This window comes from Pseudomonas sp. Marseille-Q7302, assembly GCF_965111925.1.
This window is the reverse complement of sequence record NZ_CBCOPK010000001.1, coordinates 3,490,146-3,513,358: the sequence shown is the minus strand read 5'-3', so window position 1 is coordinate 3,513,358 and position 23,213 is coordinate 3,490,146. Positions and strand designations below refer to the sequence as shown.

Genomic DNA, 23,213 nt, shown 5'->3' with positions numbered 1-23,213 from the left:
GCCTCCGGACTATAGCAGCAAGCTTTAAGTGCTTCAAATAAGGGAAAATTGCTATCATTCGCCCATGACTAAGCCTCCCTCTCCCAGCACCGGCGTTCAACTGCTTGATGTGCCCGCCGACTATGCCGGCCAGCGTATCGACAACTTTCTGCGTACCCAGCTCAAGGGCGCGCCCAAGACCCTCATCTATCGCATCCTGCGCAAGGGTGAAGTGCGGGTGAACAAGGGCCGCATCAAGCCTGACTACCGCCTTCAGGCCGGTGACCAGATCCGGGTGCCGCCCCTGCGGCTGTCCGAGCCTGATGAGCCGGCACCTCTGGCCAGAGGACTGCTTGAGCGCTTGGAGGATTCCATCGTTCACGAGGACAAGGCCCTTATCGTCATCAACAAGCCGGCCGGCATCGCCGTGCACGGTGGCAGTGGCCTGTCTGGCGGCGTCATCGAAGTCTTTCGCCAGCTGCGTCCCGATGCCCGCGACATCGAGTTGGTCCATCGCCTCGACCGGGATACCTCGGGACTGCTGATGATCGCCAAGAAGCGCAGCATGCTGCGTTTCCTGCACGAGCAACTGCGGGGCGACGGCGTGGACAAGCGCTATCACGCCCTGGTGCGCGGCCACTGGCCGGCGGCCAAGAAGAAGATCAATGCGCCGCTGCTGAAGAACACCCTCAGATCCGGCGAACGTATGGTCGAAGTCAACGACGAGGGCAAGGAGGCGCTCACCGAATTTCGCGTGCTGCGCCGCTATGGCGAATTCGCCACCCTGGTCGAGGCGCGGCCGGTGACCGGCCGTACCCACCAGATCCGTGTCCATGCCCGTCATGCCGGACATGCCATCGCCGGCGATCCCAAGTACGGCGACGAGGCCTTTTCCCAGGAGATCCGCGACCTGGGTGGCAAACGGCTGTTCCTGCATTCGGCGAGCCTGGTGATTCCGTTACCGGAAGGTGGCCAGCTGCGACTGGAAGCGCCGGTCGATAGCACCTGGAGTCAGACGCTGGAGCGTCTGGATGCCTGATTATCAGCTGCTGATCTTCGACTGGGACGGCACCCTGGCTGACTCCATCGGCCGGATCGTCGAAGTGATGCACGTGGCGGCCGAGACGCTTGGGCTGCCGCCTCGCAGTGATGTGGCCATCAAGGGCATCATCGGCCTGGAGTTGGTAGCGGCGATCCAGACCCTCTATCCACACCTGGTGACCCAGGCGCAGATCGAGGGCTTTCGCGATGCCTACAGTGCCGAATTCGTCCGTCGCGAGCAGGAGGCGTCGCCGCTGTTTCCTGAGGTGATGAGTGGTCTGCAGCGCTTTCGCGCCCAGGGTTATCAACTGGCCGTGGCGACCGGAAAGAGCCGTCGTGGCCTGGCTCGCTCGCTGCAGCAGCATGGCCTAAGTGACTTCTTCGACATTACCCGCTGCGCCGACGAGGCGGCCGGCAAACCCGATCCGCAGATGGTGCAGGAGATCCTCGCCCATTGCGGCGTGGCGCCGGAGCGTGCCCTGCTGGTGGGGGATGCGGTGTTCGACCTGGAGATGGCCCGGCGCGCCGGGGTCGATGCGGTCGGGGTCGCCTATGGTGCCCAGCCGGTCGAGGTCCTGAGGGATTTCGGGCCGCGCCTGGTGATCGAAGCTTTCGCGGACCTGGCGCTATGGCTAGGTGACAATGTTGTGGTCAGGAGTGAGAGTGGGCATGGCTGACGAGTGGAAAGAAGACAGCGGGCGTTCGCGCCCGACGGACGACAAGACTTGGGCCCTGATCGAGAAGACCATGCTCGCCAGTGTGCGCGAGCAGCGGCGGGCACGGCGTTGGGGCATCTTTTTCAAGCTGCTGACCTTCGCCTATCTGATCGTCATGCTGGTGCTGTTCACGCCCCTGCTGTCCCTGGGCAAGAAGGGCGGGGTGACCGAGTCCGGCGCTCATACCGCGCTCATCGAACTCAAGGGCGTGATCGCTGATGACGAGAAGGCCAGTGCCGACAATGTCGTGACGGCGCTGCGCAAGGCCTTTGACGACAGCAACACCCGCGGTGTGGTGCTGCGTATCAACAGCCCGGGTGGCAGTCCGGTGCAATCCGGCTACATCTATGACGAGATCAAGCGCCTGCGTGGCCTGCATCCGGACATCAAGCTGTATGCGGTGATCACCGATCTGGGGGCCTCGGGTGCCTACTATGTGGCCAGTGCGGCCGATGCCATCTATGCCGACAAGGCCAGCCTGGTCGGCTCCATCGGCGTGACGGCGGCTTCCTTTGGCTTCGTCGGCACCATGGAAAAGCTGGGCGTGGAGCGGCGGGTCTATACCTCCGGCGAGCACAAGGCCTTCCTGGATCCCTTCCAGCCTCAGAAGCCCGAAGAAACCCGCTTCTGGCAGCAGGTGCTGGATACCACCCACCAGCAGTTCATCGACAGCGTCAAGAAAGGTCGCGGCGATCGCCTAAAGGTCGAGGGTCATCCGGAGCTGTTCTCTGGTCTGGTCTGGTCCGGCGAGCAGGCGTTGTCCCTCGGGCTGATCGATGGCCTCGGCAGCACCAGCTATGTGGCGCGGGACGTGGTCAAGGAGGAGCGCCTGATGGACTTCACCCAGGAAGACTCTCCCTTCGATCGCTTTGCCAAGCGCCTGGGCGCCAGCGTCGCCGAGCGTCTTGCTCTCTATATGGGCTGGCAGGGTCCGATGCTGCGTTAGCCGGCATGGTCTGTGGGTGGCCTAAGGCACCTGCAGACCCGCTTCGCGCAGCAATGCGGTCAGGCGAATGAGGGGGAGGCCGATCAGGCTGGTCGGATCGTCCCCCTGCATGGCTTCGAAAAGGGCAATGCCGAGGCCTTCGGCCTTGAAACTGCCTGCGCAATCGTAGGGTTGCTCCACTAGCAGGTAGCGGTCGATTGTCGCAGCATCCAGCGGCCGAAAGCGGACCTGGAAATCCACCACCTCGCTCCAGCATTTACCAGTCCGGCTGTCCAGCACCGCGAGGCCGGTATGGAACACCAGCGTCCGGCCACTGGCTCGGGCCAGTTGCTGGTGGGCACGGTCGTGGCTCAGGGGCTTGCCAAGAATCTCGCCCTCGATGGCAGTCGCCTGGTCCGAGCCGATGACGAGCGTGTGGTCTGACTGGTCGCCCAGGGCGGCGGCCTTGAGTCTGGCCAGCCGCTCCACCAGATCGCGAGGGTGCTCGCCTGGTAGAGGCGTTTCATCGATATCGGGCGACTGGTGAGCGAAGGGCAGGCAGAGCCTTTCCAGCAATTGGCGGCGGTAAGGCGAGCTGGAAGCGAGTAGAATACGGGGCATCAGTTTGTTCTCGGGCGAGGTCGACCAAAGGTCGGTCGGAGTCGCTTCGGGGTTAATTTCCTTTGACAGCCGTAAGGCCGTCCCTATAATGGCGCGCTTATGTTGAATGGGCCAATTCCACCTCAGGTCGATCCTCGCAAATTGGCGGATCGCGGCGTAACCCTCAAGGGTGAGCTGCCTCTCGCGAACATGCGGCGTGTCGGCGAGCAGCTCGTGAAGTCCGAAGGCGCGGTAGCCGTCGTCCTCGACTTCGGGCGTGATCAACAGCGGCAGTACGTCATCCACGGTGTCCTCGATACCGAGGTCGAGATGATCTGCCAGCGTTGTCTGGAGCCGGCAGTGCTTCCCATCCACAGCGAATTCGATTTCGCCGTGCTCTGGGAGGGGCAGTCGGCCGATGCCTTGCCACAGGGATACGATGCCCTGGAGGTTGGTGAAGATCCGCTGGATCTGCATGGCTTGGTCGAAGAGGAGCTGCTGCTCGCTCTGCCGATCATCCCCGCGCATCCAGAAGGGGCTTGCCAGCATCCTGAAGGTTTCGAGGCGCCCGAAGAGCCGGCGGACGAGGAAAAGCGACCCAACCCGTTCAGTGTACTTGCGCAGTTGAAGCGTGACCCAAACGTTTAGGAGTTAAATCATGGCTGTTCAGCAGAACAAAAAATCCCGTTCCGCTCGTGACATGCGTCGTTCGCACGACGCTCTCGAACCGAACGCTCTGTCCGTGGAAAAGAGCACCGGTGAAGTTCACCTGCGCCACCACGTGTCGCCCGACGGTTTCTACCGCGGTCGCAAAGTGATCGACAAGGGTTCCGACGAGTAATCCTCGATCGAAATCGTCATCGCGATCGATGCAATGGGCGGGGACTTCGGTCCCCGCTGCATTGTCCCTGCTTCACTCAGCGCTCTCGAGCGTTTCCCCGCCTTACGTCTTCTCCTCTGTGGTCAGCGCGACGCCCTGTCGGCCTGGTCACCGCCTGCTTCCCTTGCTGCTCGCCTGGACTTCGAATACGTCGACTCCCTCGTCGGGCCTGACGAAAGACCCGCCACGGTAGTGCGCAGTCGCGCCCGTACCTCCATGCATGCCGCCCTCGAAGCGGTTCAGCACGGGCGTGCCCATGGCTGTCTGAGTGCCGGCAATACCGGGGCCTGGATGGCGCTCGCGCGGCTGCTGCTCGGGACGCTGCCGGAGATCGACCGGCCCGCCATGATGTCGGCGCTGCCGGGGCGGGGAGACCATCAGACGCTGCTGCTTGATCTCGGTGCGAACCTGGACACCACAGCCGAGCAGCTGGTGCAGTTCGCCTGTCTGGGCGCGGGTGCGGCCCAGGCGCGCGGCCTGGCCCGGCCCAGGGTGGCGCTGCTCAATGTCGGGCGGGAGCCGGGCAAGGGCACGCCGGTGATTCAAGAGGTGGCGCGCCGCCTCGCCCAGAGTCCGGCGTTCGATTTCATCGGCTTCGTCGAGGGTAGCGATCTCTATGCCGCCGCCGCGGATGTGGTGGTCTGCGATGGCTTCACCGGCAACGCCGTGCTCAAGTCCGGCGAGGCCTTGCTGCGTCTGCTGGTCGAGCGCAGCGGCACGGCCTCCTGGCTCGAACGTCGGCTGCTGCAGCCCTGGCTGGCCCGGCGTTTTCGTCACTGGGATCCGGAGCTGCGCAACGGCGCGAGCTTTCTCGGCTTGAATGCGGTAGTGGTGAAGAGTCATGGCGCGGCAGGCGAAGTCGGTCTCGTTCAGGCCATCGAGCGCGCGCTGCGCGATGTGGAGACTGATCTCCCCGAGCGTATCCGGTTAAACTTGGCGGCTCTGAAAGCGGTGTGACCGACCGGTCGACACCGACATCTCAGTCTGTCAGTGGCGGAACCGCGGTTTCGCCGGCAATGGACCTACAAGAGACCTGCCTATGTCTGCCTCTCTCGCTTTCGTCTTTCCCGGTCAGGGTTCCCAGGCCCTGGGCATGCTGGGTGAGCTGGCCACGCACCACGCGCTGATCGGTGAAACCTTCGCGGAAGCATCCGCCGTCCTCGGCTATGACCTCTGGGCGCTGACCCAGCAGGGCCCCCAGGAGTCGCTCAACCAGACCGACCGTACCCAGCCCGCCATCCTGACCGCCTCCCTTGCGCTCTGGCGGCTGTGGTTGGCTGAAGGAGGCGCCAAGCCCGCCTACGTTGCCGGTCACAGCCTGGGTGAGTATTCGGCGCTGGTCGCCGCCGGCAGCCTGCCGTTCGCCGAAGCGGTGCGCCTGGTGGCGCGTCGTGGTGAGCTGATGCAGCAGGCCGTCCCGGCCGGGCAGGGCGGTATGGCCGCCATCCTGGGCCTGGAAGACGCTCAGGTGCTGGCAGCTTGCGCCGAAGCCGCCCAGGGCGACGTCGTGAGTGCGGTCAATTTCAATGCCCCGGGCCAGGTGGTGATCGCCGGTTCCGCCGCTGCGGTGGAGCGCGCCATCGAGGCGTGCAAGGGGCTGGGTGCCAAGCGCGCCGTGGCCCTGCCGGTCAGCGTGCCCTCTCACTGCGAGCTGATGCGTCCGGCGGCGGAGCGTTTCGCCGAGGACGTGCGCGGCTGCAGCTGGAGCCAGCCGGAGATTCCGGTGGTGCAAAACGTCAATGCCGGCGTCAATACCGATCTGGCCAGCCTCCAGCAGGATCTGCTGGCTCAGCTGTACAGCCCGGTACGCTGGGTCGAATCCGTGCAGTACCTGGCTGCCCAGGGCGTCACCCATCTGGTGGAGTGTGGCCCCGGCAAGGTGCTGGCCGGTCTGAACAAGAGATGCGTCAAGGGCGTGGAAACGCTGGCCCTGGACACCCCTGATGCCTTCGCCGCCGCTCGTGCGGCTTTTTGAATCGAGGAAAACGAGATGAGTCTGCAAGGTAAGGTCGCTCTGGTCACGGGCGCCACGCGTGGCATCGGTCAAGCCATCGCCCTGGAACTGGGTCGGCTCGGCGCCACCGTGATCGGCACCGCGACCAGCGAGGCGGGCGCCCAGCGCATCGCCGAGTCGCTCAAGGCCAATGGCATCGTGGGCACCGGCCTGGTGCTCAATGTGTCCGACAACGCCTCCGTCGCGACCGCCCTCGAGCAGGTCCAGGCGCAATTCGGTGCCCCGTCGATCCTGATCAACAACGCCGGCATCACCCGCGATAACCTGATGCTGCGGATGAAGGACGATGAGTGGTACGACGTGATCGATACCAACCTCAACAGCCTGTTCCGTCTCTCCAAGGCCGTGCTCAAGGGGATGACCAAGGGTCGCTGGGGTCGTATCGTCAGCATCGGTTCGGTGGTCGGGGCAATGGGCAATGCCGGTCAGGCGAACTATGCTGCCGCCAAGGCTGGCCTCGAGGGCTTCACCCGGGCGCTGGCTCGTGAGGTAGGTTCGCGCAACATCACCGTCAATGCCGTGGCGCCGGGTTTCATCGACACCGACATGACCCGTGAGCTGCCGGAAGCCCAGCGCACCGCGCTGCTGACCCAGATTCCTGCCGGTCGCCTCGGCCAGGCCGACGAAATCGCCAAGGTGGTTGGCTTCCTGGCCGGTGAGGGCGCTGCCTATGTGACCGGGGCCACGATCCCCGTGAACGGCGGAATGTACATGAGCTGACCGGCGTTACCCCCGCGCGGCTATTGCGCTAAGCTGGTAAACTGTCGGACCAGCAATGGCCGCGCATACGTCTTGATGTCGCGTCAGCTTGAAATTCGGAAATCCCTTTCTATACACTTACGCGCAATCCGTTGTGCGGATTTTTCCTTTAGGAGTGAGAACACGGTATGAGCACCATCGAAGAACGCGTTAAGAAGATCGTCGCTGAGCAGCTCGGCGTGAAGGAAGAGGAAGTTACCAACAGCGCTTCCTTCGTCGAGGATCTGGGCGCCGACTCCCTTGACACCGTCGAACTGGTGATGGCTCTGGAAGAGGAATTCGAGACCGAAATCCCGGACGAGCAGGCTGAGAAGATCACCACCGTCCAGGAAGCTATCGACTACATCGTTGCTCACCAGCAATAAGTAGCCGCTAGTTTCGGACACAAGAAGCCGCACGTCCTGTAGGGCGTGCGGCTTTTCTTTAGGTCGATGATCAAGATCGATGGAATCGGCTTTTTTAAAGTGGGGTGGCCGCCCCGGAAGGACAAGAGGAGTTGGGTGTGTCGCGTAGACGTGTCGTGATCACGGGTATGGGCATGGTATCGCCGCTTGGCGCCGACGTCGCGAGCAGCTGGGAGGGCATCCTGGCCGGTCGCAGCGGTATTGCGCCGATCGAGCATATGGACGTCTCTGCCTTCAGCACGCGGATCGGTGGATCGGTCAAGGGATTCGACGTGGAGCAGTATCTGTCCGCGAAAGAAGCCCGCAAGCTGGATCTATTCATCCAATACGGTCTCGCTGCCAGCTTCCAGGCCATGCGTGACAGCGGTATCGAAGTCAACGATGGCAATCGCGAGCGCATGGGTGTCGCCATGGGTTCCGGCATCGGCGGGCTGACCAATATCGAGGCGAATTGCCAGTCGCTGCTCGAACAGGGTCCGCGCCGTATTTCTCCCTTTTTCGTACCGGGCTCCATCATCAACATGGTGTCCGGTTTCCTGTCGATCCACCTGGGTCTGCAGGGTCCCAACTATGCCATCGCCACCGCCTGTACCACGGCGACGCACTGCATCGGCATGGCGGCGCGCAACATCGCCTACGGTGAGGCCGATGTCATGGTCGCCGGCGGTTCGGAGATGGCGACCTCGGGTCTGGGTCTTGGTGGTTTCGGCGCGGCTCGTGCCCTGTCGACCCGTAACGACGATCCGACCCGCGCCAGCCGTCCCTGGGACCGCGATCGTGACGGCTTCGTGCTGTCCGACGGTGCTGGCGCTCTGGTGCTGGAAGACTACGAGCACGCCAAGGCGCGAGGCGCTCGTATCTATGCCGAGCTGATCGGCTTCGGCATGAGCGCGGATGCCTTCCACATGACGGCCCCGCCGGAAGACGGCGCGGGCGCTGCCCGTTGCATGCGGGCGACGCTCAAGGACGCCGGCATCGCGCCGGAAGCGGTCGACTACGTCAATGCCCACGGCACCTCTACGCCGGCCGGTGACCTGGCCGAAGTGGCGGCCCTCAAGCAGGTGTTCGGCGAGCAGGCCAAGCGCCTGAGCGTGAGTTCCACCAAGTCCATGACCGGTCACCTGCTGGGCGCCGCTGGGGCGGTGGAAGCCATCTTCACGGTGCTTGCCCTGCGCGATCAGGTGGCCCCGCCCACCATCAACCTGGACAATCCCAGCGACGGCTGCGATCTGGACTTCGTGCCCCACGAGGCGCGTCAGCGGCCCATCGAAGTGGCGCTGTCCAATTCGTTCGGCTTTGGTGGCACCAACGGCAGCCTGGTGTTCCGGCGCTTCGACGCTTGATCCAGGACTGGCTCAACGGCCAACCGCTAACCCCTGGTCTGCAGCGCGACCGGGGCCTGGCCTACGGCGATGGGTTGTTCGAGACCATTGCCGTACGCCGGGGCCAGCCCCGCTTGCTGGAGCGTCATCTGCAGCGACTTGCCACGGGCTGCCATCGATTGCGCATTCCCTGCGACCTCGCTCAGGTGGGGGCCGAGATCCAGGCCTATGCGGCGCTGCTGGGGGAGGGTGTCGCCAAGCTGCTGCTCACCCGGGGCGATGGCCTGCGCGGTTATGCGCCGCCAGCCGAGCCCGAGGTCCGGCGACTGTTGCTGGCTTCACCCGCACCGGCCTATCCGGCGGCCCATGCTGCCGAGGGTATCGCCCTCTTTCCCTGCACCACACGTCTGGCCAGCCAGCCGCTGCTTTCCGGGCTCAAGCATCTGAATCGTCTCGAACAGGTCTTGGCTCGCGGGGAGTGGACCACCACCGAATATGCCGAAGGCCTGATGCTGGATCAGGACGGCAGACCGATCGAAGGCGTGTTCAGCAATCTGTTCCTGGTTCGCGAAGGCCGACTGCTGACCCCCGCGCTCGATCATTGTGGCGTGGCCGGCGTGATGCGCGGTCTGCTGATGGACCTCGCCGCCCAGGAGGGCATGCAGACGGCGGTCATGCCACTGTCCCTGGACGCGCTGTTCCAGGCCGACGAAGTTTTTCTCTGCAACAGCCAGTACGGTATCTGGCCCGTGCGCCGGTACGCAGCGGCGAACTGGTCCGTGGGGCCGGTGACCCGTAAACTGCAAGGTTCGATAAACGAGATTCTGGAATAGCCGATGCGCAAGGCGAGAGCTCTGCTTACGGCGGTCTTGGCCGCTAGCGGCCTGCTGCTGGTCATGGCCGGTTGGCGCCAGCACCAGGCGCTGACTCAGCCGCTGAAGGTCGATGGTGAGCAACTGGTGGAGATCGCCAAGGGCGCGACGCCCGGCGGTACTCTGTTGCGCCTGGAGGACGAGGGTGTGCTCGATGGCGCCTTCTGGCTGCGCCTGTACTGGCGCTTCAATCTAGCCGGGCAGACGCTACACAGCGGCGAATACCGCCTGACCCCTGGCATGACGGTGGAGCAGCTGTTCGGCCTTTGGCGCAAGGGCGATGTAGTGCAGTATGGCCTCACCCTGGTGGAAGGCTGGAATTTCCACCAGGTTCGCGCCGCTCTGGCCCGCCAGCCCAAGCTCGAGCACGACACCGCCGAACTGGACGATGCCGCCCTGATGAAGCGGCTGGGTCTGGACGGTGAGCATCCCGAGGGCCGCTTCTTTCCCGATACCTATCGCTATGTGAAAGGCCAGCGCGAGTCGGATCTGTTGCGCCAGGCCAATCAGCGCCTGCAGGCCGTACTCGACCAGGAATGGCAGGAGCGCGATCCCGCGGTGCCCTACAAGGACGCCTACCAGTCACTGATCATGGCGTCGCTGGTGGAGAAAGAGACCGGCGTGCCCGAAGAGCGCGACGAGATCGCCGGGGTCTTCGTCCGGCGCCTGGCGGCCGGCATGCTGCTGCAAACCGATCCCACGGTGATCTACGGCATGGGCGAGCGCTACAACGGGCGCATCACTCGCGCGGATCTGCGCGAGCCTTCGCCCTACAACACCTATCTCAATGCGGGATTGCCGCCGACGCCGATCGCCATGCCGGGACGCGAGGCCATCCATGCGGCCCTGCATCCCAAGGACGGCGACAGCCTGTACTTTGTCGCCCGTGGTGATGGCAGCCACGTCTTCTCCAAGGATCTGGACGCGCATAACCAGGCGGTCCGGGAATTCCAGCTCAAGCGTCGCTCCGACTATCGCTCGAGCCCCGCCCCGCAGACGCCTGACAGCAAGGAAACCCCATGACCGCAAACGGCCTGTTCATTACCCTCGAAGGCCCGGAGGGTGCGGGCAAGAGCACCAACCGCGATTATCTCGCCGAACTCCTTGGCGCCACCGGCCGTGAAGTGGTGCTGACCCGCGAGCCGGGCGGCACGCCGCTGGCCGAGCGCATCCGCGAGATCCTGCTGGCGCCAGCGGCCGAACCCATGGCCGTGGATACCGAGTTGCTGCTGATGTTCGCCGCGCGCGCCCAGCATCTGGCCCAGGTCATCCGGCCTGCCCTGGCACGGGGTGCCCTGGTGCTGTGTGATCGTTTCGTCGATGCGACCTATGCCTACCAGGGCGGTGGCCGCGGTGTCCCCGTGGAGCGCATCGCCACCCTAGAGGCCTTCGTGCTGGGCGACCTGCAACCCGACCTGACCCTGGTGTTCGATCTGCCGGTGGAGATTGGCCTGGCCAGGGCGGCCCGCCGCGGTGCCCTGGACAGATTCGAGCAGGAGCAACGCGCCTTCTTCGAAGCGGTGCGCCAGACCTATCTGGACCGCGCCCAGGCCGTGCCGGCACGCTATCGCCTCATCGACGCCTCGCGCAGCCTGGCCGAGGTGCAGGCGGATCTGCGCGCCTTGGTCACCTCTCTGGAGCCGACGCTCGGTGGCTGACGTCTATCCCTGGCAGCAGGCGCTGTGGGCGCGGATCTGGCCCCGGCGGCAGCATCCCCACGCCTATCTGCTGCATGGTCCGCGTGGTATCGGCAAGCGTGACCTGGCCGAGCGCCTGGCCGCGCTGCTGCTGTGCCAGGCGCCCCAGGGTGATGCCGCCTGCGGCCAGTGCAAGGCGTGCTCGCTCCTGAAGGCAGGGACTCATCCCGATTATTGCGTGATCCAGCCGGAAGAGGCCGAAAAGCCCATCCGCGTCGATCAGATTCGCGCCCTGGTGGATTTCGTCACCCAGACCGCGCAGTTGGGTGGACGCAAGCTGATTCTCCTGGAGCCGGTCGAGGCGATGAACCTCAATGCCGCCAATGCCTTGCTCAAGAGTCTGGAAGAGCCCTCGGGCGCGACGGTGCTGCTGCTGGTGAGCCACCAGCCGAGTCGCCTGCTGCCCACCGTGCGCAGCCGTTGCGTGCAGCAGGCCTGCCCGGTGCCTTCGCGCGCCGAAAGTCTCGCCTGGTTGGGTGAGCGCCTGCCAGATCTCGAACCGGAGATCCGCACCCAGTTGCTGGTGCTGGCCGGTGGCTCGCCGCTGGCAGCCCTGCGCCTGCATGGCGAAGACGTGCTCGCCCGCCGGGCGCTGGTGGTGGAGGGGGTGAAGCGCCTGCTCAAGCGCCAGGCAGCGCCCAGCCAACTGGCCGAGAGCTGGAACGCCGTGCCCTTGCCGCTGCTGCTCGACTGGTTCTGCGAATGGACCCATGGCGTGCTGCGCCAGCAGTGGGGTGGCGTCGACGACAAGGCCGCGCCGGACATGGCCAAGGTGCTGGGTTATCTGGCCGAGAAGAGCGCGCCGCCCGCGGTCCTGGCGCTGCAGGAATGGCTGCATGCCGAGCGGCAGAAGGTGCTGGGCAAAGCCAACCTCAACCGCGTATTGTTGCTGGAATCGCTGTTGATCCGCTGGGCCGGCCTGGTGCCCGGACGCTAGCGATCCGCGCGTCCGTATTGCCTGTCTCGAGAGAATCTCATGAGTTTGCCGCAGAACCTGGGCCCCCGTAATGGCATCCTGTCCCTCACCATCAAGGACAAGTCGGTGCTTTATGCCGCCTACATGCCCTTCATCCGCAATGGTGGCCTGTTCATTCCGACGGGCAAGACCTACAAGCTGGGTGACGAGGTTTTCATGTTGCTGAACCTGATGGACGAACCGGACAAGATCCCGGTCGCCGGCAAGGTGGTCTGGATCACCCCCAAGGGGGCCCAGGGCAATCGTGCCGCCGGGGTCGGCGTGCAGTTCAACGAAGGCGACAATACCGCGCGCAACAAGATCGAAACCTATCTGGCCGGCTCCCTGAAGTCGGACCGTCCCACCCATACCATGTGAGGCCGTCGCCGTCCCGCTCGGGGCGGGGCGTCTTCCGATTCAAGGCTATTTCTCGTGCACTTCGTCGACTCCCACTGTCACCTGGATCGACTCGATCTTTCCCTTCATGACGGCTCCCTGGATGCAGCGCTGGATGCCGCGCGCGCCCGTGGCGTCAGCCAGTTCCTCTGCATTGGCGTCGATGCCGGCAATGCACCCACGGTGCAGGCCCTGGCCGAGCGCTATGCCGACGTCCACTGCGCGGTGGGCATTCACCCACTGGATGCCGCCCAGGGCAGCGCCATCGATCTCGACTGGTTGCTGGAACGGCTGGCCCATCCCCGCGTTGCCGCTATCGGCGAGACCGGGCTGGACTACCACTATCAGCCGGATACCGCCGAGATCCAGCAGCGGTCCTTCGCCCTGCACCTGGAGGCAGCCCGCCGTACGGCACTACCCCTGGTGATCCATACCCGGGAAGCGCGCGCCGACACCCTGGCGATGCTTGGCGCCGCCGATCTGCCAGGCGCCGGGGTGCTGCACTGCTTCACCGAGGATTGGGCGACGGCCAAGGCCGCCCTGGATCTGGGTTTCTACATCTCCTTTTCCGGCATTCTGACCTTTCGCAATGCGGCCGAGCTGCGCGAAGTAGCCCGTCAGGTGCCGGCCGATCGACTGCTGGTGGAAACCGACTCGCCCTATCTGGCCCCGGTACCCCACAGAGGCAAGGCGAACCTGCCGCAATTCGTGGTCGAGGTCGCCCAGTGCCTGGCCGATGTGCGTGGCGTCAGCCTGGAGACCCTGGCCGAGCAGACCACGGCCAACTTCCGCCGGCTGTTTCCCCGCGCCACCCTCTAGGCAAAAAATGGCCCGGGTATCCTGGGATACCCGGGCCGGACCAGCGGTTCGCCTAGACGGAGGACCGCCTGCCTGGCCCGCGTCGCGGGGGTCGACACGGCCAGTCACTTGAGTATTGGTCAGCGCGGGGAAAGGTCCAGCCTGGGCTGGACATTTTTTAAACAGTTTTGGAATAGCACTGCCCTGGTACTGCGGGTCTCAGACCTTTCAGGGCGCTTCAGAAGCGTGCCAGCGCACCGACCAGGTCCAGCGTCTGCTCCAGCACGTGCTCGCTGGTGTAGAAGTGCGGCGACAGCCTGATGCCCGGACCACGTTGGGCGCAGACCACATCGGCGGTCTTGAGGCGCTCGAACAGCTGGCGATTGTCCCAGCCTTCGAGGGAGAAGGTGAGGATTCCGGAACGCCGCTGTGGGTCGGCCGGCGAATGCAGGATGGCGCCGGGCAGGCGGCGAATGTGGCTGTCCAGCAGTTCGATCCGCGCCAGCAGATCCTGACCCACCTGCTGCATGCCGGCATCTTCCAGCAGCGATAGGCTGGCCTCCAGCGCCACCGCCCCGAGCATGTTGGGGCTGCCGCACTCGAAACGCATCGCCGTCTTCGCCGGTTGCCATTCGCGCTGGCTGTAGTCGCCGGCGTTGTCCAGCATGTGCCAGCCGTATTCGTGCAGCTTCAGCTGCTCGCGCAAATCGGCGCGGCAGTAGAAGACCCCCAGGCCTTCCGGACCCAGCATCCACTTGTGGCCGTCGGCCATGGCGAAGGCGCAGTTGCAGGCCTGGACATCGAAGGGCAGGGCGCCCAGCTGCTGGATGGCATCGACGCAGAGCAGTACGCCCTTGGCCTCGCAGCCTTGGCCCAGCGCGGGCAGGTCCAGGCGCAGACCGCTGGCGTATTGCACGGCGCTGATGGCCATCAGTCGGGTCCGGGGGCCGCAGGCAGCCAGCAGATTGGCTTCTGGCGTCTCGCCCAGACTGACTTCCACCACCTCGACGCCAAAGCGCGCCAGGGCTTCCCAGACGACCCGATTGGAGGGGAACTCCTCGTCGCTGATCACCACCTGGTCACCGCTCTGCCAGTCCAGGCCGAAAGCGACAAAGGAGAGTGCCTCGGAGGTGTTCTTCACCAGGGCGATGTCACTGCTGGCCGGCGCATTGAGCAGACGGGTCAGGCGGTCACGCAGGCGCTGTTCCAGGACGAGCCAGGTCGGATAGTTGCGCGCGCCGTATTGGCAGTTCTCGGCGGCGAATTCGGTGACGGCCTGCGCGGCGCGCTTGGGCCAGGGGGCCACGGCCGCGTGGTTGAGGTACCGCATGGCGTAGGCCTGAGGGAATTCGTGCTTCCAGGAAGACATTGACTCGATCCGTACAATCTGGGTGTGATGGGGCATAATAAGGGGCGCGCCCGCGCGGTTCACCGATACTCTCGGTGGAGCTCGCCCAAGGTGTGACGAAGTGCCGGTATGCCGAGGGGCAACCGACGATTCGAAGGCCCTATCCCTTTTCAAAACAACAAGTGGGCTGCCATGCAGAAAGAATCCCGCAAAGTCCGCGAGTTCCGTCGCCGCGAACAGGAAATCCTCGATACCGCACTGCAACTCTTTCTCTCCGAAGGAGAAGACAGCGTCACCGTCGAGATGATCGCCGAGGCGGTCGGTATCGGCAAAGGCACCATCTACAAGCATTTCAATTCCAAGGCCGAGATCTATCTGCGGTTGATGCTGGATTACGAACGGGACCTTGCCGAGCTGTTCCAGTCGGACAACGTCGCCCGGGACCGCGAAGCGCTCTCCCGCGCCTATTTCGAATTCCGCATGAGCGATCCACAGCGCTATCGGTTGTTCGATCGGCTCGAGGAAAAGGTGGTCAAGACGCGGCAGGTACCCGAACTGGTCGAGCAGCTGCACAGCATCCGCACCTCCAACTTCCAGCGGCTGACCAGCCTGATCGAGGGCCGGATCGACGAAGGCAAGCTCGAGGACGTGCCTCCCTATTTCCACTACTGCGCCGCCTGGGCGCTGGTGCACGGGGCCGTGGCCCTTTACCATTCGCCCTTCTGGCGCGACGTGCTGGAGGATCAGGAGGGTTTCTTCCAGTTCCTCATGGAGATCGGCGTTCGCATGGGCAACCGCCGCAAGCGAGATGTCGAAACGCCTGTCCGATCCTAGGGTCCGATAGAGGCAAGGGATGCCGTGCCATCCCTTTTCTCTTGTCTTATTGGAGTTCCCAAGATGATCGTTGACCGCCAGGGTAGGGCGTTTCGCAACTTGCGGATCAGCCTCACGGCGGCCTGCAACTATGCCTGTACGTATTGCGTGCCCAACGGCAAGCGACTCGTGGCTGCGCAGGACGAGCTCAGTGCCGACACCATGGCTCGCGGGGTGGAATACCTCATCGATGCCGCGGGGATCGAGCGTCTGCGCATCACGGGGGGCGAACCCCTGGTCACGCCGCGGCTGGAGCCCTTTCTTGCCCGCGTCGCCCAGCTCGGCCTCAAGGACATCAGCCTGACCACCAATGGCCAGCTGCTGCCGCGCAAGCTCGATTTCCTCATCGACCACGGCATCCGCCGTCTGAACGTTTCGCTCGATACCCTCGATGCCGAGGCCTTTCCGCGCCTGGCGCGCGGTGGTGACCTGGCCACGGTATTGGCCGGGCTCGAAGCGGCGCGTGCCGCCGGCCTCAAGATCAAGCTCAACATGGTGCCGCTGCGGGGCCAGAATCTCGATCAGGTGCTGCCGCTGCTGGAGTACTGCCTGGAGCGCGGTTTCGAACTCAGATTCATCGAGCTGATGCGCATGGGCCATCTGGCCAAGGATTCCGTGCACTTCAACAACCAGCTGGTGCCACTGGCGGAATTGCTGGAGATCATCGGTTCGCGCCATGCCTATGTGCAGGCCGATGCACCGGTGGACTCCACCGCCTTGCGCTATCGCGTCGAGTCGGGTGGTCACTTCGGCATCATCGCCAACGAAAGCGTCCCCTTCTGCCGGACCTGCTCGCGGCTACGGCTGTCGTCCACCGGCTGGCTGCACGGCTGCCTGTCGTCCAGCAACCGCCACTATGTCGGCGATCTGCTGGACAAGCCCAGGCATCTGGCCCTGCCGGCCCTGCAGCGGCTGCTGGTCAAGGCGCTGGGGGACAAGCAGGACGTAGCCTTCTCCGGTGGCGTGACGGTGATGAAGATCATCGGCGGCTAGCAACTGGCGCGAAAGCTGCTAAGGCCCCTGTATCGACGGCATCTTGGCGCCGGACAGGGGCTCTGTTCCATGATTAATCTGCGTTTTCTGGTCATTTCGGTTTTGCTGAGCTGCCTGGGCGGCTGCATGAACGTCAGTGACATGGCGTCCGGCGTTGAATATCACCTGCGTGATGCAGGGCTGCTCGATTACAGCAAGACCCAGCGGCTGAACAACTTTCGCCTGCAGGCCGACTCCTATATCTACATAGCCCAGGGCGCCTTCGTGCCCGTGGGCCATCCCTACGCCCGCCCGAACGTGGTAGCGGAAGAGGCCTTCAAAGGCTTTGTGGAATACTTCCCGCGGGTAAGGCGCGCGGATAAGCCCGAGGGCTTCGACGAAGCCATGGCCAAGGCCCGGCAACTGGGCGCGCACTATGTGCTCTACACCCGCTTCGCCGGGGCGGATGACCGCATCGGTACCTGGGAGGAATGGGAAGATCAGGATGACATCGGACGAGTAGGCCGCGACCGCAGCGTCGTCCAGATGATGCTGGTGGAGACCGCTACCTTCCGCCTGGTGGACACAGCGCGGATCCGCAGCCGTGGCGGCTTCTTGACGTTCTATGATGAGCGTCCGGAAGACCTGCTCGGTCCGGCGCTCAATGAATATGCCCAACGTCTACTCGGCTTGGGCACCCGGTAGAGGAGAAGGGCGTGACCCAGATTGACGTGACGCGGAATCTGCTGGCGCAGCTGCCAGTCGCCAAGGACGGCAAGCTGCCGCCCGTGGACCTCTGGCATCCGCCCTTCTGTGGCGATATCGACATGCGCATCGCCCGCGATGGGACCTGGTACCACCAGGGTACGCCCATCACCCGACCAGCGATGGTTCGCCTGTTCTCCACCATCCTGAGGCGCGATCCCGAACGCTATGTGCTGGTCACGCCGGTGGAGTGCGTGGGCATCCAGGTCGAGGATGTGCCCTTTCTGGCCGTGGATGTCGAGTGGAGCGGCAGCGGCCGGGACCAGGTCCTGGATTTCCTCACCAACGTCGGGGATCGGGTCGCCGCTGGCGCCGAGCATCCGCTGCGTTTCACCGAGCAGGATGACCAGCCGGCACCCTATGTACGGGTGCGCGGCGGACTGGAGGCACGGCTCAATCGGGCGGTCTTCTACCGACTGATGGACAGGGTCGAGGAGGGCACCCACGAGGGTAAGGCCTGGCTTGGGCTCTGGAGCCGCGGGGTGTTCTTTCCCGTTGCGGCTGCCGGATAGCAAAAGGGCCCCGAGGGGCCCTTTTGCATGGTTCACATGTTGGGGTAGTTGGGGCCGCCGCTGCCTTCCGGCGCCACCCAGGTGATGTTCTGCGCGGGATCCTTGATGTCGCACGTCTTGCAGTGGACGCAGTTCTGGGCATTGATCTGGAAGCGCGGCTCGCCGCCATCCCGGACCACCTCGTAGACCCCGGCGGGGCAGTAGCGCTGCGCCGGCTCGTCATACAGCGGCAGGTTCTGCGAGATGGGGATCGACGGGTCCTTCAGCTTCAGATGGACCGGCTGGTCTTCTTCGTGGTTGGTGTTGGAGAGGAACACCGAGGACAGCTTGTCGAAGCTCAGCTTGCCGTCCGGCTTGGGATAGCTGATGCGCGGCGCCTCGTCGGCCTTCTTCAGGCAGGTATGGTCCATGCGCCGATCGTGCAGGGTGAAGGGCAGGGCGCCACCCAGCAGGTTGTGTTCGACGAAGGCGAAGGCCGGGCCTAGCAGCGGGCCGAACTTGTGCATGGCCGGACCGAAGTTGCGGCTGGCATGGAGTTCTTCCTGTACCCAGCTGCCCTTGAAGCCATCCACGTAACCCTGGAGTTCGTCACCCTCGCGACCGGCAGCCAGGGCGGCGACGATGGCGTCGGCGGCGAGCATGCCGGACTTCATGGCGGTATGGCTGCCCTTGATCTTGGCCGGGTTCAGGGTGCCAAGGTCGCAGCCGATCAGGGCGCCGCCCGGGAAGACCATCTTCGGCAGGGAATTCAGGCCGCCCTTGACCAGGGCGCGGGCGCCATAGGAGACGCGCTTGCCGCCTTCCAGGTACTGGGCCACCACCGGGTGGTGCTTGTAGCGCTGGAATTCGTCGTAGGGTGAGAGGTGCGGGTTGCTGTAGGCCAGGTCGACGATCAGACCTACCACTACCTGGTTGTCTTCCAGATGATAGAGGAAGGAGCCACCCGGATTCTCCTTGTCCAGCGGCCAGCCGGAGGTATGGATCACCAGGCCCTGCTCGTGCTTGGCCGGATCGATCTCCCACAGCTCCTTGATGCCGATGCCGTAGTGCTGCGGATCGGCGCCTTCGCCAAGCTTGAATCTCTGGCCGAGCTGCTTGCCCAGATGGCCACGGCAGCCTTCGGCGAACAGGGTGTACTTGCCGCGCAGCTCCATACCGGGGGTGTAGACGCCGTCCTTGGGCTGGCCTTCGCGATCCACGCCCAGATCGCCGGTAATGATGCCGCGTACCACGCCCTGATCATCGATCAGCGGTTCCTGGGCGGCGAAGCCCGGATAGATCTCCACGCCCAGGGCCTCGGCCTGCTGACCCAGCCAGCGGCAGAAATTGCCCAGGGAGATGATGTAGTTGCCCTCGTTGTGCATGGGCTTGGGCACGAAGAAGTTGGGAACCTTGGTGGCCTGGCGATCGTCCTTGAGCAGGTAGATGTCGTCGCGCTTGACCGGAGTGTTAAGCGGCGCACCCAGTTCCTTCCAGTTGGGAAAGAGCTCGTCCAGGGCGCGGGGTTCGAAGACGGCGCCGGAGAGAATGTGGGCACCGACCTCGGAGCCTTTCTCGACCACGCACACACTGATTTCCTGGCCGTTTTCGGCGGCCTGCTGCTTGAGGCGACAGGCCGCGGACAGGCCCGCGGGGCCGGCCCCGACGATCACCACGTCGAATTCCATGTATTCGCGTTCCACGGCTCACTCTCCTCAGGCAAAACTCACGATCTTGGTTATTTATGTAGGGGTGCAACAAAAGACTTCATTATATCCGGCGTGCTCCCTAGCACCCATTCAAACGTTTGTTTAAATTTTCTGCAAGCCTGTTAGACTCGGGAGTTACTGGCCCCTGACGGACTGTCGCGTTGACCCCTGCTGCCGTGGAGGTCAACATAGGAAAGATTTGCAACAAGGTTGGATCGGCAGGGGTCGTGTCCAACGCAAGGCCGCCTTGGCGTCCTGTTTATTCACCAGAATAAATCGAGGGATTCATGAAGGTTCTCGTAGCTGTCAAACGCGTGGTGGACTACAACGTCAAGGTCCGCGTCAAGGCCGACCAGAGCGGTGTCGACCTGGCCAACGTCAAGATGTCCATGAACCCCTTCTGCGAGATCGCCGTGGAAGAAGCGGTGCGCCTGAAGGAAAAGGGTATCGCCAGCGAGATCGTGGTCGTGACCGCGGGTCCGGCCCAGGCGCAGGAGCAACTGCGTACCGCCCTGGCACTGGGCGCCGATCGCGCCGTGCTGATCGACACCGGCACTGCCGAGCTGTCGTCGCTGACCACCGCCAAGCTGCTCAAGGCGGTGGTGGACAAGGAACAGCCGCAGCTGGTGATCCTCGGCAAGCAGGCCATCGACAGCGACAACAACCAGACCGGCCAGATGCTGGCCGCCCTGACCGGCTTCGCCCAGGGTACCTTCGCCTCCAAGGTGGAGCAGGCGGGTGACGGCCTCAACGTGACCCGCGAGATCGATGGCGGTCTGCAGACGGTATCGCTCAAGCTGCCGGCGGTGGTCACCACCGACCTGCGCCTGAACGAGCCGCGCTACGCCTCGCTGCCCAACATCATGAAGGCCAAGAAGAAGCCGCTGGAAACCCTGACCCCGGACGCCTTGGGCGTGGCGGTGAACGCCTCTTACGAGGTGGTCAAGGTAGAAGCGCCGGCAGGCCGTCAGGCGGGCATCAAGGTCAAGTCCGTGGCCGAACTGGTCGAAAAACTCAAGAACGAAGCGAAGGTGATCTGATGGCCATTCTCGTCATTGCCGACCACGACAACGCCAACCTCTTTGGCGCCACCCTGAATACCGTGGCCGCGGCCCAGGCCATCGGCGGCGACATCCATGTGCTGGTCGCCGGCCAGAATGCCCAGCCGGTCGCCGAGGCCGCCGCCAAGATCGCTGGCGTCAGCAAGGTGCTCCTGGCCGACAACGCCGCCTATGCCCACCAGTTGCCGGAAAACGTCGCGCCGCTGGTGGTCGAGCTGGCTGCCAACTACAGCCATGTCCTGGCCCCCGCCAGCACCAATGGCAAGAACTTCCTGCCGCGCGTGGCCGCGCTGCTGGACGTCGACCAGATCTCCGAGATCATCGCCGTCGAATCCGCCGACACCTTCAAGCGGCCGATCTATGCCGGCAACGCCATCGCCACCGTGCGCTCCACGGCGCCGGTCAAGGTGATCACCGTGCGCGCCACCGGTTTCGATCCGGTCGCCGCCGAGGGTGGTTCCGCCGCCATCGAAGCCGTGAGCCTGGTCAAGGACGCTGGGGTTTCCAGCTTCGTTGGCGAAGAGCTGGCCAAGTCCGATCGTCCCGAGCTGGGCGCCGCCAAGGTGGTGGTCTCCGGTGGTCGTGGGCTGCAGAACGGCGACAACTTCAAGATCCTCTACGCCCTGGCCGACAAGTTGGGCGCTGCGGTAGGTGCCTCGCGCGCCGCGGTGGACGCCGGCTTCGTGCCCAACGACATGCAGGTCGGTCAGACCGGCAAGATCGTCGCGCCCCAGCTGTACATCGCCGTCGGCATCTCCGGTGCCATCCAGCACCTGGCGGGCATGAAGGATTCCAAGGTGATCGTCGCCATCAACAAGGACGAGGAGGCGCCGATCTTCCAGGTGGCCGACTATGGCCTGGTGGGTGATCTGTTCGAGCTGATCCCGGAGCTGGAAAAGGCCATCTGAGGTTTTTCGCCAGCCAAGAGCCCGCCCTTTGGCGGGCTTTTTCATGGGCGCGGCAAGCCTCTCGGCAGAGCCCTTGGCGTCAAAGAGAGGTGCGCCGGTTCCTTGTCGTTTTTGGACATTGCCGCCCCGGGAAGGGAAGCGGTAAGGTCGAGGCTAGCTGTACCGGTATACCTCCAGAATAGCCTGCTACTGTTCCGCTCTCGTCCAGGAAGACGCCATGACCAACCTGTTGCTCTATCAGCGCATCGCCCAGCAATTGGCGAACGATATCCGCACGGGGGTCTACAAGCCCGGCGAGCGGGTGCCGTCGGTGCGCAAGTTGAGTCAGCAGCTGGGCGTGAGCCATGCCAGTGTCCTGCAGGCCTATGCCACCCTGGAAGACCAGGGCCTGATCCGTGCCCGACCGCAGTCGGGATTCTATGTGCACCAGACTCCGGCGCTAACCGCGCCGACGCCGGACATCGCCACGGTGGAGCGGCCCAGTCTGGTGACCCGCGCGGGCATCATCAGCCAGGTCCTGGCCGAATCGCGTCGCGAAGGCGTGGTGCCCCTGGGCATGGCCGTGCCCCAGACCGATTACCTGCCGCTGCGGGCGCTGCACCAGCAACTGTCCAAGGTCACCCGCTTCCAGGCCCGCGCGGCTTTCTCCTACCTGCACAGTCCGGGCTTCGAGCCCCTGCGCCGTCAGGTGGCGATCCGCCTGCGCGATGCCGGGGTGGTGGTGGGTCCGGAGGAGGTGGTGATCACCCACGGCTGCGTGGATGCCCTGCAGATGTCGCTGCGGGTGCTGACCAAGCCAGGCGATCTGATCGCCACCGAGTCGCCGTCCTACTATGGCCTCCTGCAGCTGGCCGAGGTGCTGGGCCTCAAGGTGATCGAGATTCCCTGCGATCCCGAAACTGGTCTCAGCGTCGAGGCGCTACAGCTGGCGGCGAGCCAGTGGCCGGTCAAGGCCCTGGTGGTGACCCCGCGACTGAGCAATCCCCTGGGTGGCAGCATGCCCGAAGCGCGGCAGAAGCAGCTGCTCAGGCTAGCGGCGGAGCGCAACATCGCCATCGTCGAAGACGACATCTACGGGGAGCTGACCTACGAAAGCGGCTCCAAGGCGCTCAAGGCCCTCGACAAGCAGGGACGCGTCATCTACTGCTCGAGCTTTTCCAAGACCTTGTCGCCCGGCGTCCGTATCGGCTGGGTGGTGGCCGGGCCCTATCAGGAGGACATCTGCCGACTGCAGACCTTCACCACCCATTCGGCCTGCAGCGTGACCCAGATGGGCGTTTCCGCCTATCTGGAGAATGGTGGCTACGACCGCCACCTGCGCGCCATCCGCCAGGAGTACCGGCGCAACATGACCGCTTTCCAGCTGGCGATCCAGGAGCATTTCCCCGAGGGCACCCAGATGAGTCGGCCCAAGGGTGGCTTCATCCTCTGGGTCAGCCTGCCGGTGCGGGTGGATACCCGCCTGCTGCACCAGCGCGCCCTGGATCAGGGGGTGAGCATTGCCCCGGGCATGATCTTCAGCAACACCGACCAGTTCAACCACTGCATCCGCCTCAATTGCGGTCTGCCCTGGGGGCGCGATGCCCAGCGGGCGCTGATGACCCTCGGCCTGCTCGCTCGTCAGCTCTGCCAGGAAACCCTGGCCGCCTAGCGGCGCTTCTGGAACCTGGTTCGCGGCCGGCGGGTCGGTTGTAGTAGATGACTCCTGTCGCGCCTGCCGCTCCGGTC

At 64.4% G+C, this 23,213-nt stretch carries 26 protein-coding genes; 23 read left to right on the top strand and 3 right to left on the bottom strand.

Translation table 11 applies throughout. The features are described 5' to 3' along the window. The first annotated feature begins 64 nt into the window (after nt 1-64). Genes rluC through sppA form a run of 3 tightly spaced genes read left to right on the top strand, consistent with a single transcriptional unit; the run spans nt 65 to nt 2,682 of the window. Nucleotides 65-1,018: a 23S rRNA pseudouridine(955/2504/2580) synthase RluC gene (gene rluC / locus ACWPW1_RS16420; RefSeq protein ID WP_059315739.1), complete on the top strand. Its 954-nt coding sequence runs from the start codon at nt 65-67 to the stop codon at nt 1,016-1,018. Further along, complete coding sequence (locus ACWPW1_RS16415; RefSeq protein WP_059315738.1) at nt 1,011-1,697, top strand: HAD-IIIA family hydrolase; 687 nt, start codon at nt 1,011-1,013, stop codon at nt 1,695-1,697. Before rluC ends, ACWPW1_RS16415 begins: the two co-directional genes overlap by 8 nt. Beyond that, the gene (gene sppA / locus ACWPW1_RS16410; RefSeq protein WP_454253433.1) at nt 1,690-2,682 is read left to right on the top strand and encodes a signal peptide peptidase SppA; all 993 of its coding nucleotides are present in this window, start codon (nt 1,690-1,692) and stop codon (nt 2,680-2,682) included. The genes ACWPW1_RS16415 and sppA overlap by 8 nt, the downstream gene beginning before the upstream one ends. A gap of 21 nt (nt 2,683-2,703) precedes the next feature. Here sppA and ACWPW1_RS16405 read toward each other — a convergent pair whose 3' ends face one another. Continuing rightward, entirely contained in the window at nt 2,704-3,282 is a 579-nt protein-coding gene (locus tag ACWPW1_RS16405; RefSeq protein ID WP_454253432.1) for a Maf family protein, read from the bottom strand. Nucleotides 3,283-3,381: 99 nt separating this feature from the next. Between ACWPW1_RS16405 and ACWPW1_RS16400 the strand changes: the two genes are divergently transcribed. From ACWPW1_RS16400 to ACWPW1_RS16340, 13 genes are all read left to right on the top strand, one after another. Next, nucleotides 3,382-3,909 carry a YceD family protein gene (locus ACWPW1_RS16400; RefSeq protein ID WP_082696371.1) on the top strand — a complete coding sequence of 176 codons (528 nt, stop codon included), beginning with the start codon at nt 3,382-3,384 and terminating at the stop codon, nt 3,907-3,909. Nucleotides 3,910-3,919: 10 nt separating this feature from the next. Continuing rightward, nucleotides 3,920-4,102 (top strand): 50S ribosomal protein L32, encoded by a 183-nt coding sequence (gene rpmF / locus ACWPW1_RS16395; protein WP_010797729.1) that lies wholly within the window; start codon nt 3,920-3,922, stop codon nt 4,100-4,102. A gap of 6 nt (nt 4,103-4,108) precedes the next feature. Then, nucleotides 4,109-5,098: a phosphate acyltransferase PlsX gene (plsX, locus tag ACWPW1_RS16390; RefSeq protein WP_454253936.1), complete on the top strand. Its 990-nt coding sequence runs from the start codon at nt 4,109-4,111 to the stop codon at nt 5,096-5,098. Nucleotides 5,099-5,180: 82 nt separating this feature from the next. Beyond that, on the top strand, nt 5,181-6,116 hold the full coding sequence (fabD, locus tag ACWPW1_RS16385; RefSeq protein WP_454253431.1) for an ACP S-malonyltransferase: 936 nt from the start codon (nt 5,181-5,183) through the stop codon (nt 6,114-6,116). A 15-nt stretch (nt 6,117-6,131) separates the two neighbouring features. Beyond that, complete coding sequence (gene fabG, locus ACWPW1_RS16380) at nt 6,132-6,875, top strand: 3-oxoacyl-ACP reductase FabG (RefSeq protein WP_454253430.1); 744 nt, start codon at nt 6,132-6,134, stop codon at nt 6,873-6,875. 167 nt (nt 6,876-7,042) lie between these two features. Next, nucleotides 7,043-7,279 carry an acyl carrier protein gene (gene acpP / locus ACWPW1_RS16375; RefSeq protein WP_007160597.1) on the top strand — a complete coding sequence of 79 codons (237 nt, stop codon included), beginning with the start codon at nt 7,043-7,045 and terminating at the stop codon, nt 7,277-7,279. 137 nt (nt 7,280-7,416) lie between these two features. Next, nucleotides 7,417-8,661 (top strand): beta-ketoacyl-ACP synthase II, encoded by a 1,245-nt coding sequence (fabF, locus tag ACWPW1_RS16370; RefSeq protein WP_059315735.1) that lies wholly within the window; start codon nt 7,417-7,419, stop codon nt 8,659-8,661. Further along, nucleotides 8,661-9,473 (top strand): aminodeoxychorismate lyase, encoded by an 813-nt coding sequence (pabC, locus tag ACWPW1_RS16365; RefSeq protein WP_454253935.1) that lies wholly within the window; start codon nt 8,661-8,663, stop codon nt 9,471-9,473. Before fabF ends, pabC begins: the two co-directional genes overlap by 1 nt. 3 nt (nt 9,474-9,476) lie before the next feature. Then, the gene (gene mltG, locus ACWPW1_RS16360) at nt 9,477-10,535 is read left to right on the top strand and encodes an endolytic transglycosylase MltG (RefSeq protein ID WP_454253429.1); all 1,059 of its coding nucleotides are present in this window, start codon (nt 9,477-9,479) and stop codon (nt 10,533-10,535) included. Beyond that, on the top strand, nt 10,532-11,170 hold the full coding sequence (gene tmk, locus ACWPW1_RS16355) for a dTMP kinase (protein WP_434774690.1): 639 nt from the start codon (nt 10,532-10,534) through the stop codon (nt 11,168-11,170). The genes mltG and tmk overlap by 4 nt, the downstream gene beginning before the upstream one ends. Next, the gene (locus ACWPW1_RS16350; RefSeq protein WP_454253428.1) at nt 11,163-12,146 is read left to right on the top strand and encodes a DNA polymerase III subunit delta'; all 984 of its coding nucleotides are present in this window, start codon (nt 11,163-11,165) and stop codon (nt 12,144-12,146) included. Before tmk ends, ACWPW1_RS16350 begins: the two co-directional genes overlap by 8 nt. A gap of 39 nt (nt 12,147-12,185) precedes the next feature. Then, nucleotides 12,186-12,542, top strand: a complete 357-nt coding sequence (locus ACWPW1_RS16345; protein WP_017641886.1) for a PilZ domain-containing protein — start codon at nt 12,186-12,188, stop codon at nt 12,540-12,542. Nucleotides 12,543-12,596: 54 nt separating this feature from the next. After that, nucleotides 12,597-13,379, top strand: a complete 783-nt coding sequence (locus ACWPW1_RS16340) for a TatD family hydrolase (RefSeq protein ID WP_434774689.1) — start codon at nt 12,597-12,599, stop codon at nt 13,377-13,379. Between the two features lie 217 nt (nt 13,380-13,596). Here the strand turns inward: ACWPW1_RS16340 and ACWPW1_RS16335 are convergent, their stop codons facing one another. After that, the gene (locus tag ACWPW1_RS16335) at nt 13,597-14,727 is read right to left on the bottom strand and encodes an aminotransferase class V-fold PLP-dependent enzyme (protein WP_271655608.1); all 1,131 of its coding nucleotides are present in this window, start codon (nt 14,725-14,727) and stop codon (nt 13,597-13,599) included. A 171-nt stretch (nt 14,728-14,898) separates the two neighbouring features. Between ACWPW1_RS16335 and ACWPW1_RS16330 the strand changes: the two genes are divergently transcribed. The 4 genes from ACWPW1_RS16330 (at nt 14,899) to ACWPW1_RS16315 (ending at nt 17,828) form a co-directional block, all read left to right on the top strand. Next, nucleotides 14,899-15,540 (top strand): TetR/AcrR family transcriptional regulator, encoded by a 642-nt coding sequence (locus ACWPW1_RS16330; protein ID WP_007160588.1) that lies wholly within the window; start codon nt 14,899-14,901, stop codon nt 15,538-15,540. 63 nt (nt 15,541-15,603) lie between these two features. Then, the gene (locus ACWPW1_RS16325; protein WP_059315728.1) at nt 15,604-16,572 is read left to right on the top strand and encodes a GTP 3',8-cyclase MoaA; all 969 of its coding nucleotides are present in this window, start codon (nt 15,604-15,606) and stop codon (nt 16,570-16,572) included. A 69-nt stretch (nt 16,573-16,641) separates the two neighbouring features. Then, nucleotides 16,642-17,256: a DUF4823 domain-containing protein gene (locus tag ACWPW1_RS16320; protein WP_156428967.1), complete on the top strand. Its 615-nt coding sequence runs from the start codon at nt 16,642-16,644 to the stop codon at nt 17,254-17,256. An 11-nt stretch (nt 17,257-17,267) separates the two neighbouring features. Next, on the top strand, nt 17,268-17,828 hold the full coding sequence (locus tag ACWPW1_RS16315; RefSeq protein WP_454253427.1) for a DUF1285 domain-containing protein: 561 nt from the start codon (nt 17,268-17,270) through the stop codon (nt 17,826-17,828). A 32-nt stretch (nt 17,829-17,860) separates the two neighbouring features. Here the strand turns inward: ACWPW1_RS16315 and ACWPW1_RS16310 are convergent, their stop codons facing one another. Then, nucleotides 17,861-19,510: a 4Fe-4S dicluster domain-containing protein gene (locus ACWPW1_RS16310; protein WP_173149423.1), complete on the bottom strand. Its 1,650-nt coding sequence runs from the start codon at nt 19,508-19,510 to the stop codon at nt 17,861-17,863. Between the two features lie 293 nt (nt 19,511-19,803). Between ACWPW1_RS16310 and ACWPW1_RS16305 the strand changes: the two genes are divergently transcribed. From ACWPW1_RS16305 to ACWPW1_RS16295, 3 genes are all read left to right on the top strand, one after another. Then, nucleotides 19,804-20,556, top strand: a complete 753-nt coding sequence (locus ACWPW1_RS16305; RefSeq protein WP_059315725.1) for an electron transfer flavoprotein subunit beta/FixA family protein — start codon at nt 19,804-19,806, stop codon at nt 20,554-20,556. After that, nucleotides 20,556-21,485, top strand: coding sequence for an electron transfer flavoprotein subunit alpha/FixB family protein (locus tag ACWPW1_RS16300; RefSeq protein ID WP_454253426.1), 930 nt, complete (start codon nt 20,556-20,558; stop codon nt 21,483-21,485). Before ACWPW1_RS16305 ends, ACWPW1_RS16300 begins: the two co-directional genes overlap by 1 nt. Nucleotides 21,486-21,702: 217 nt before the next feature. Further along, nucleotides 21,703-23,136, top strand: a complete 1,434-nt coding sequence (locus tag ACWPW1_RS16295) for an aminotransferase-like domain-containing protein (RefSeq protein WP_271655605.1) — start codon at nt 21,703-21,705, stop codon at nt 23,134-23,136. The last annotated feature ends 77 nt before the right edge of the window (nt 23,137-23,213 follow it).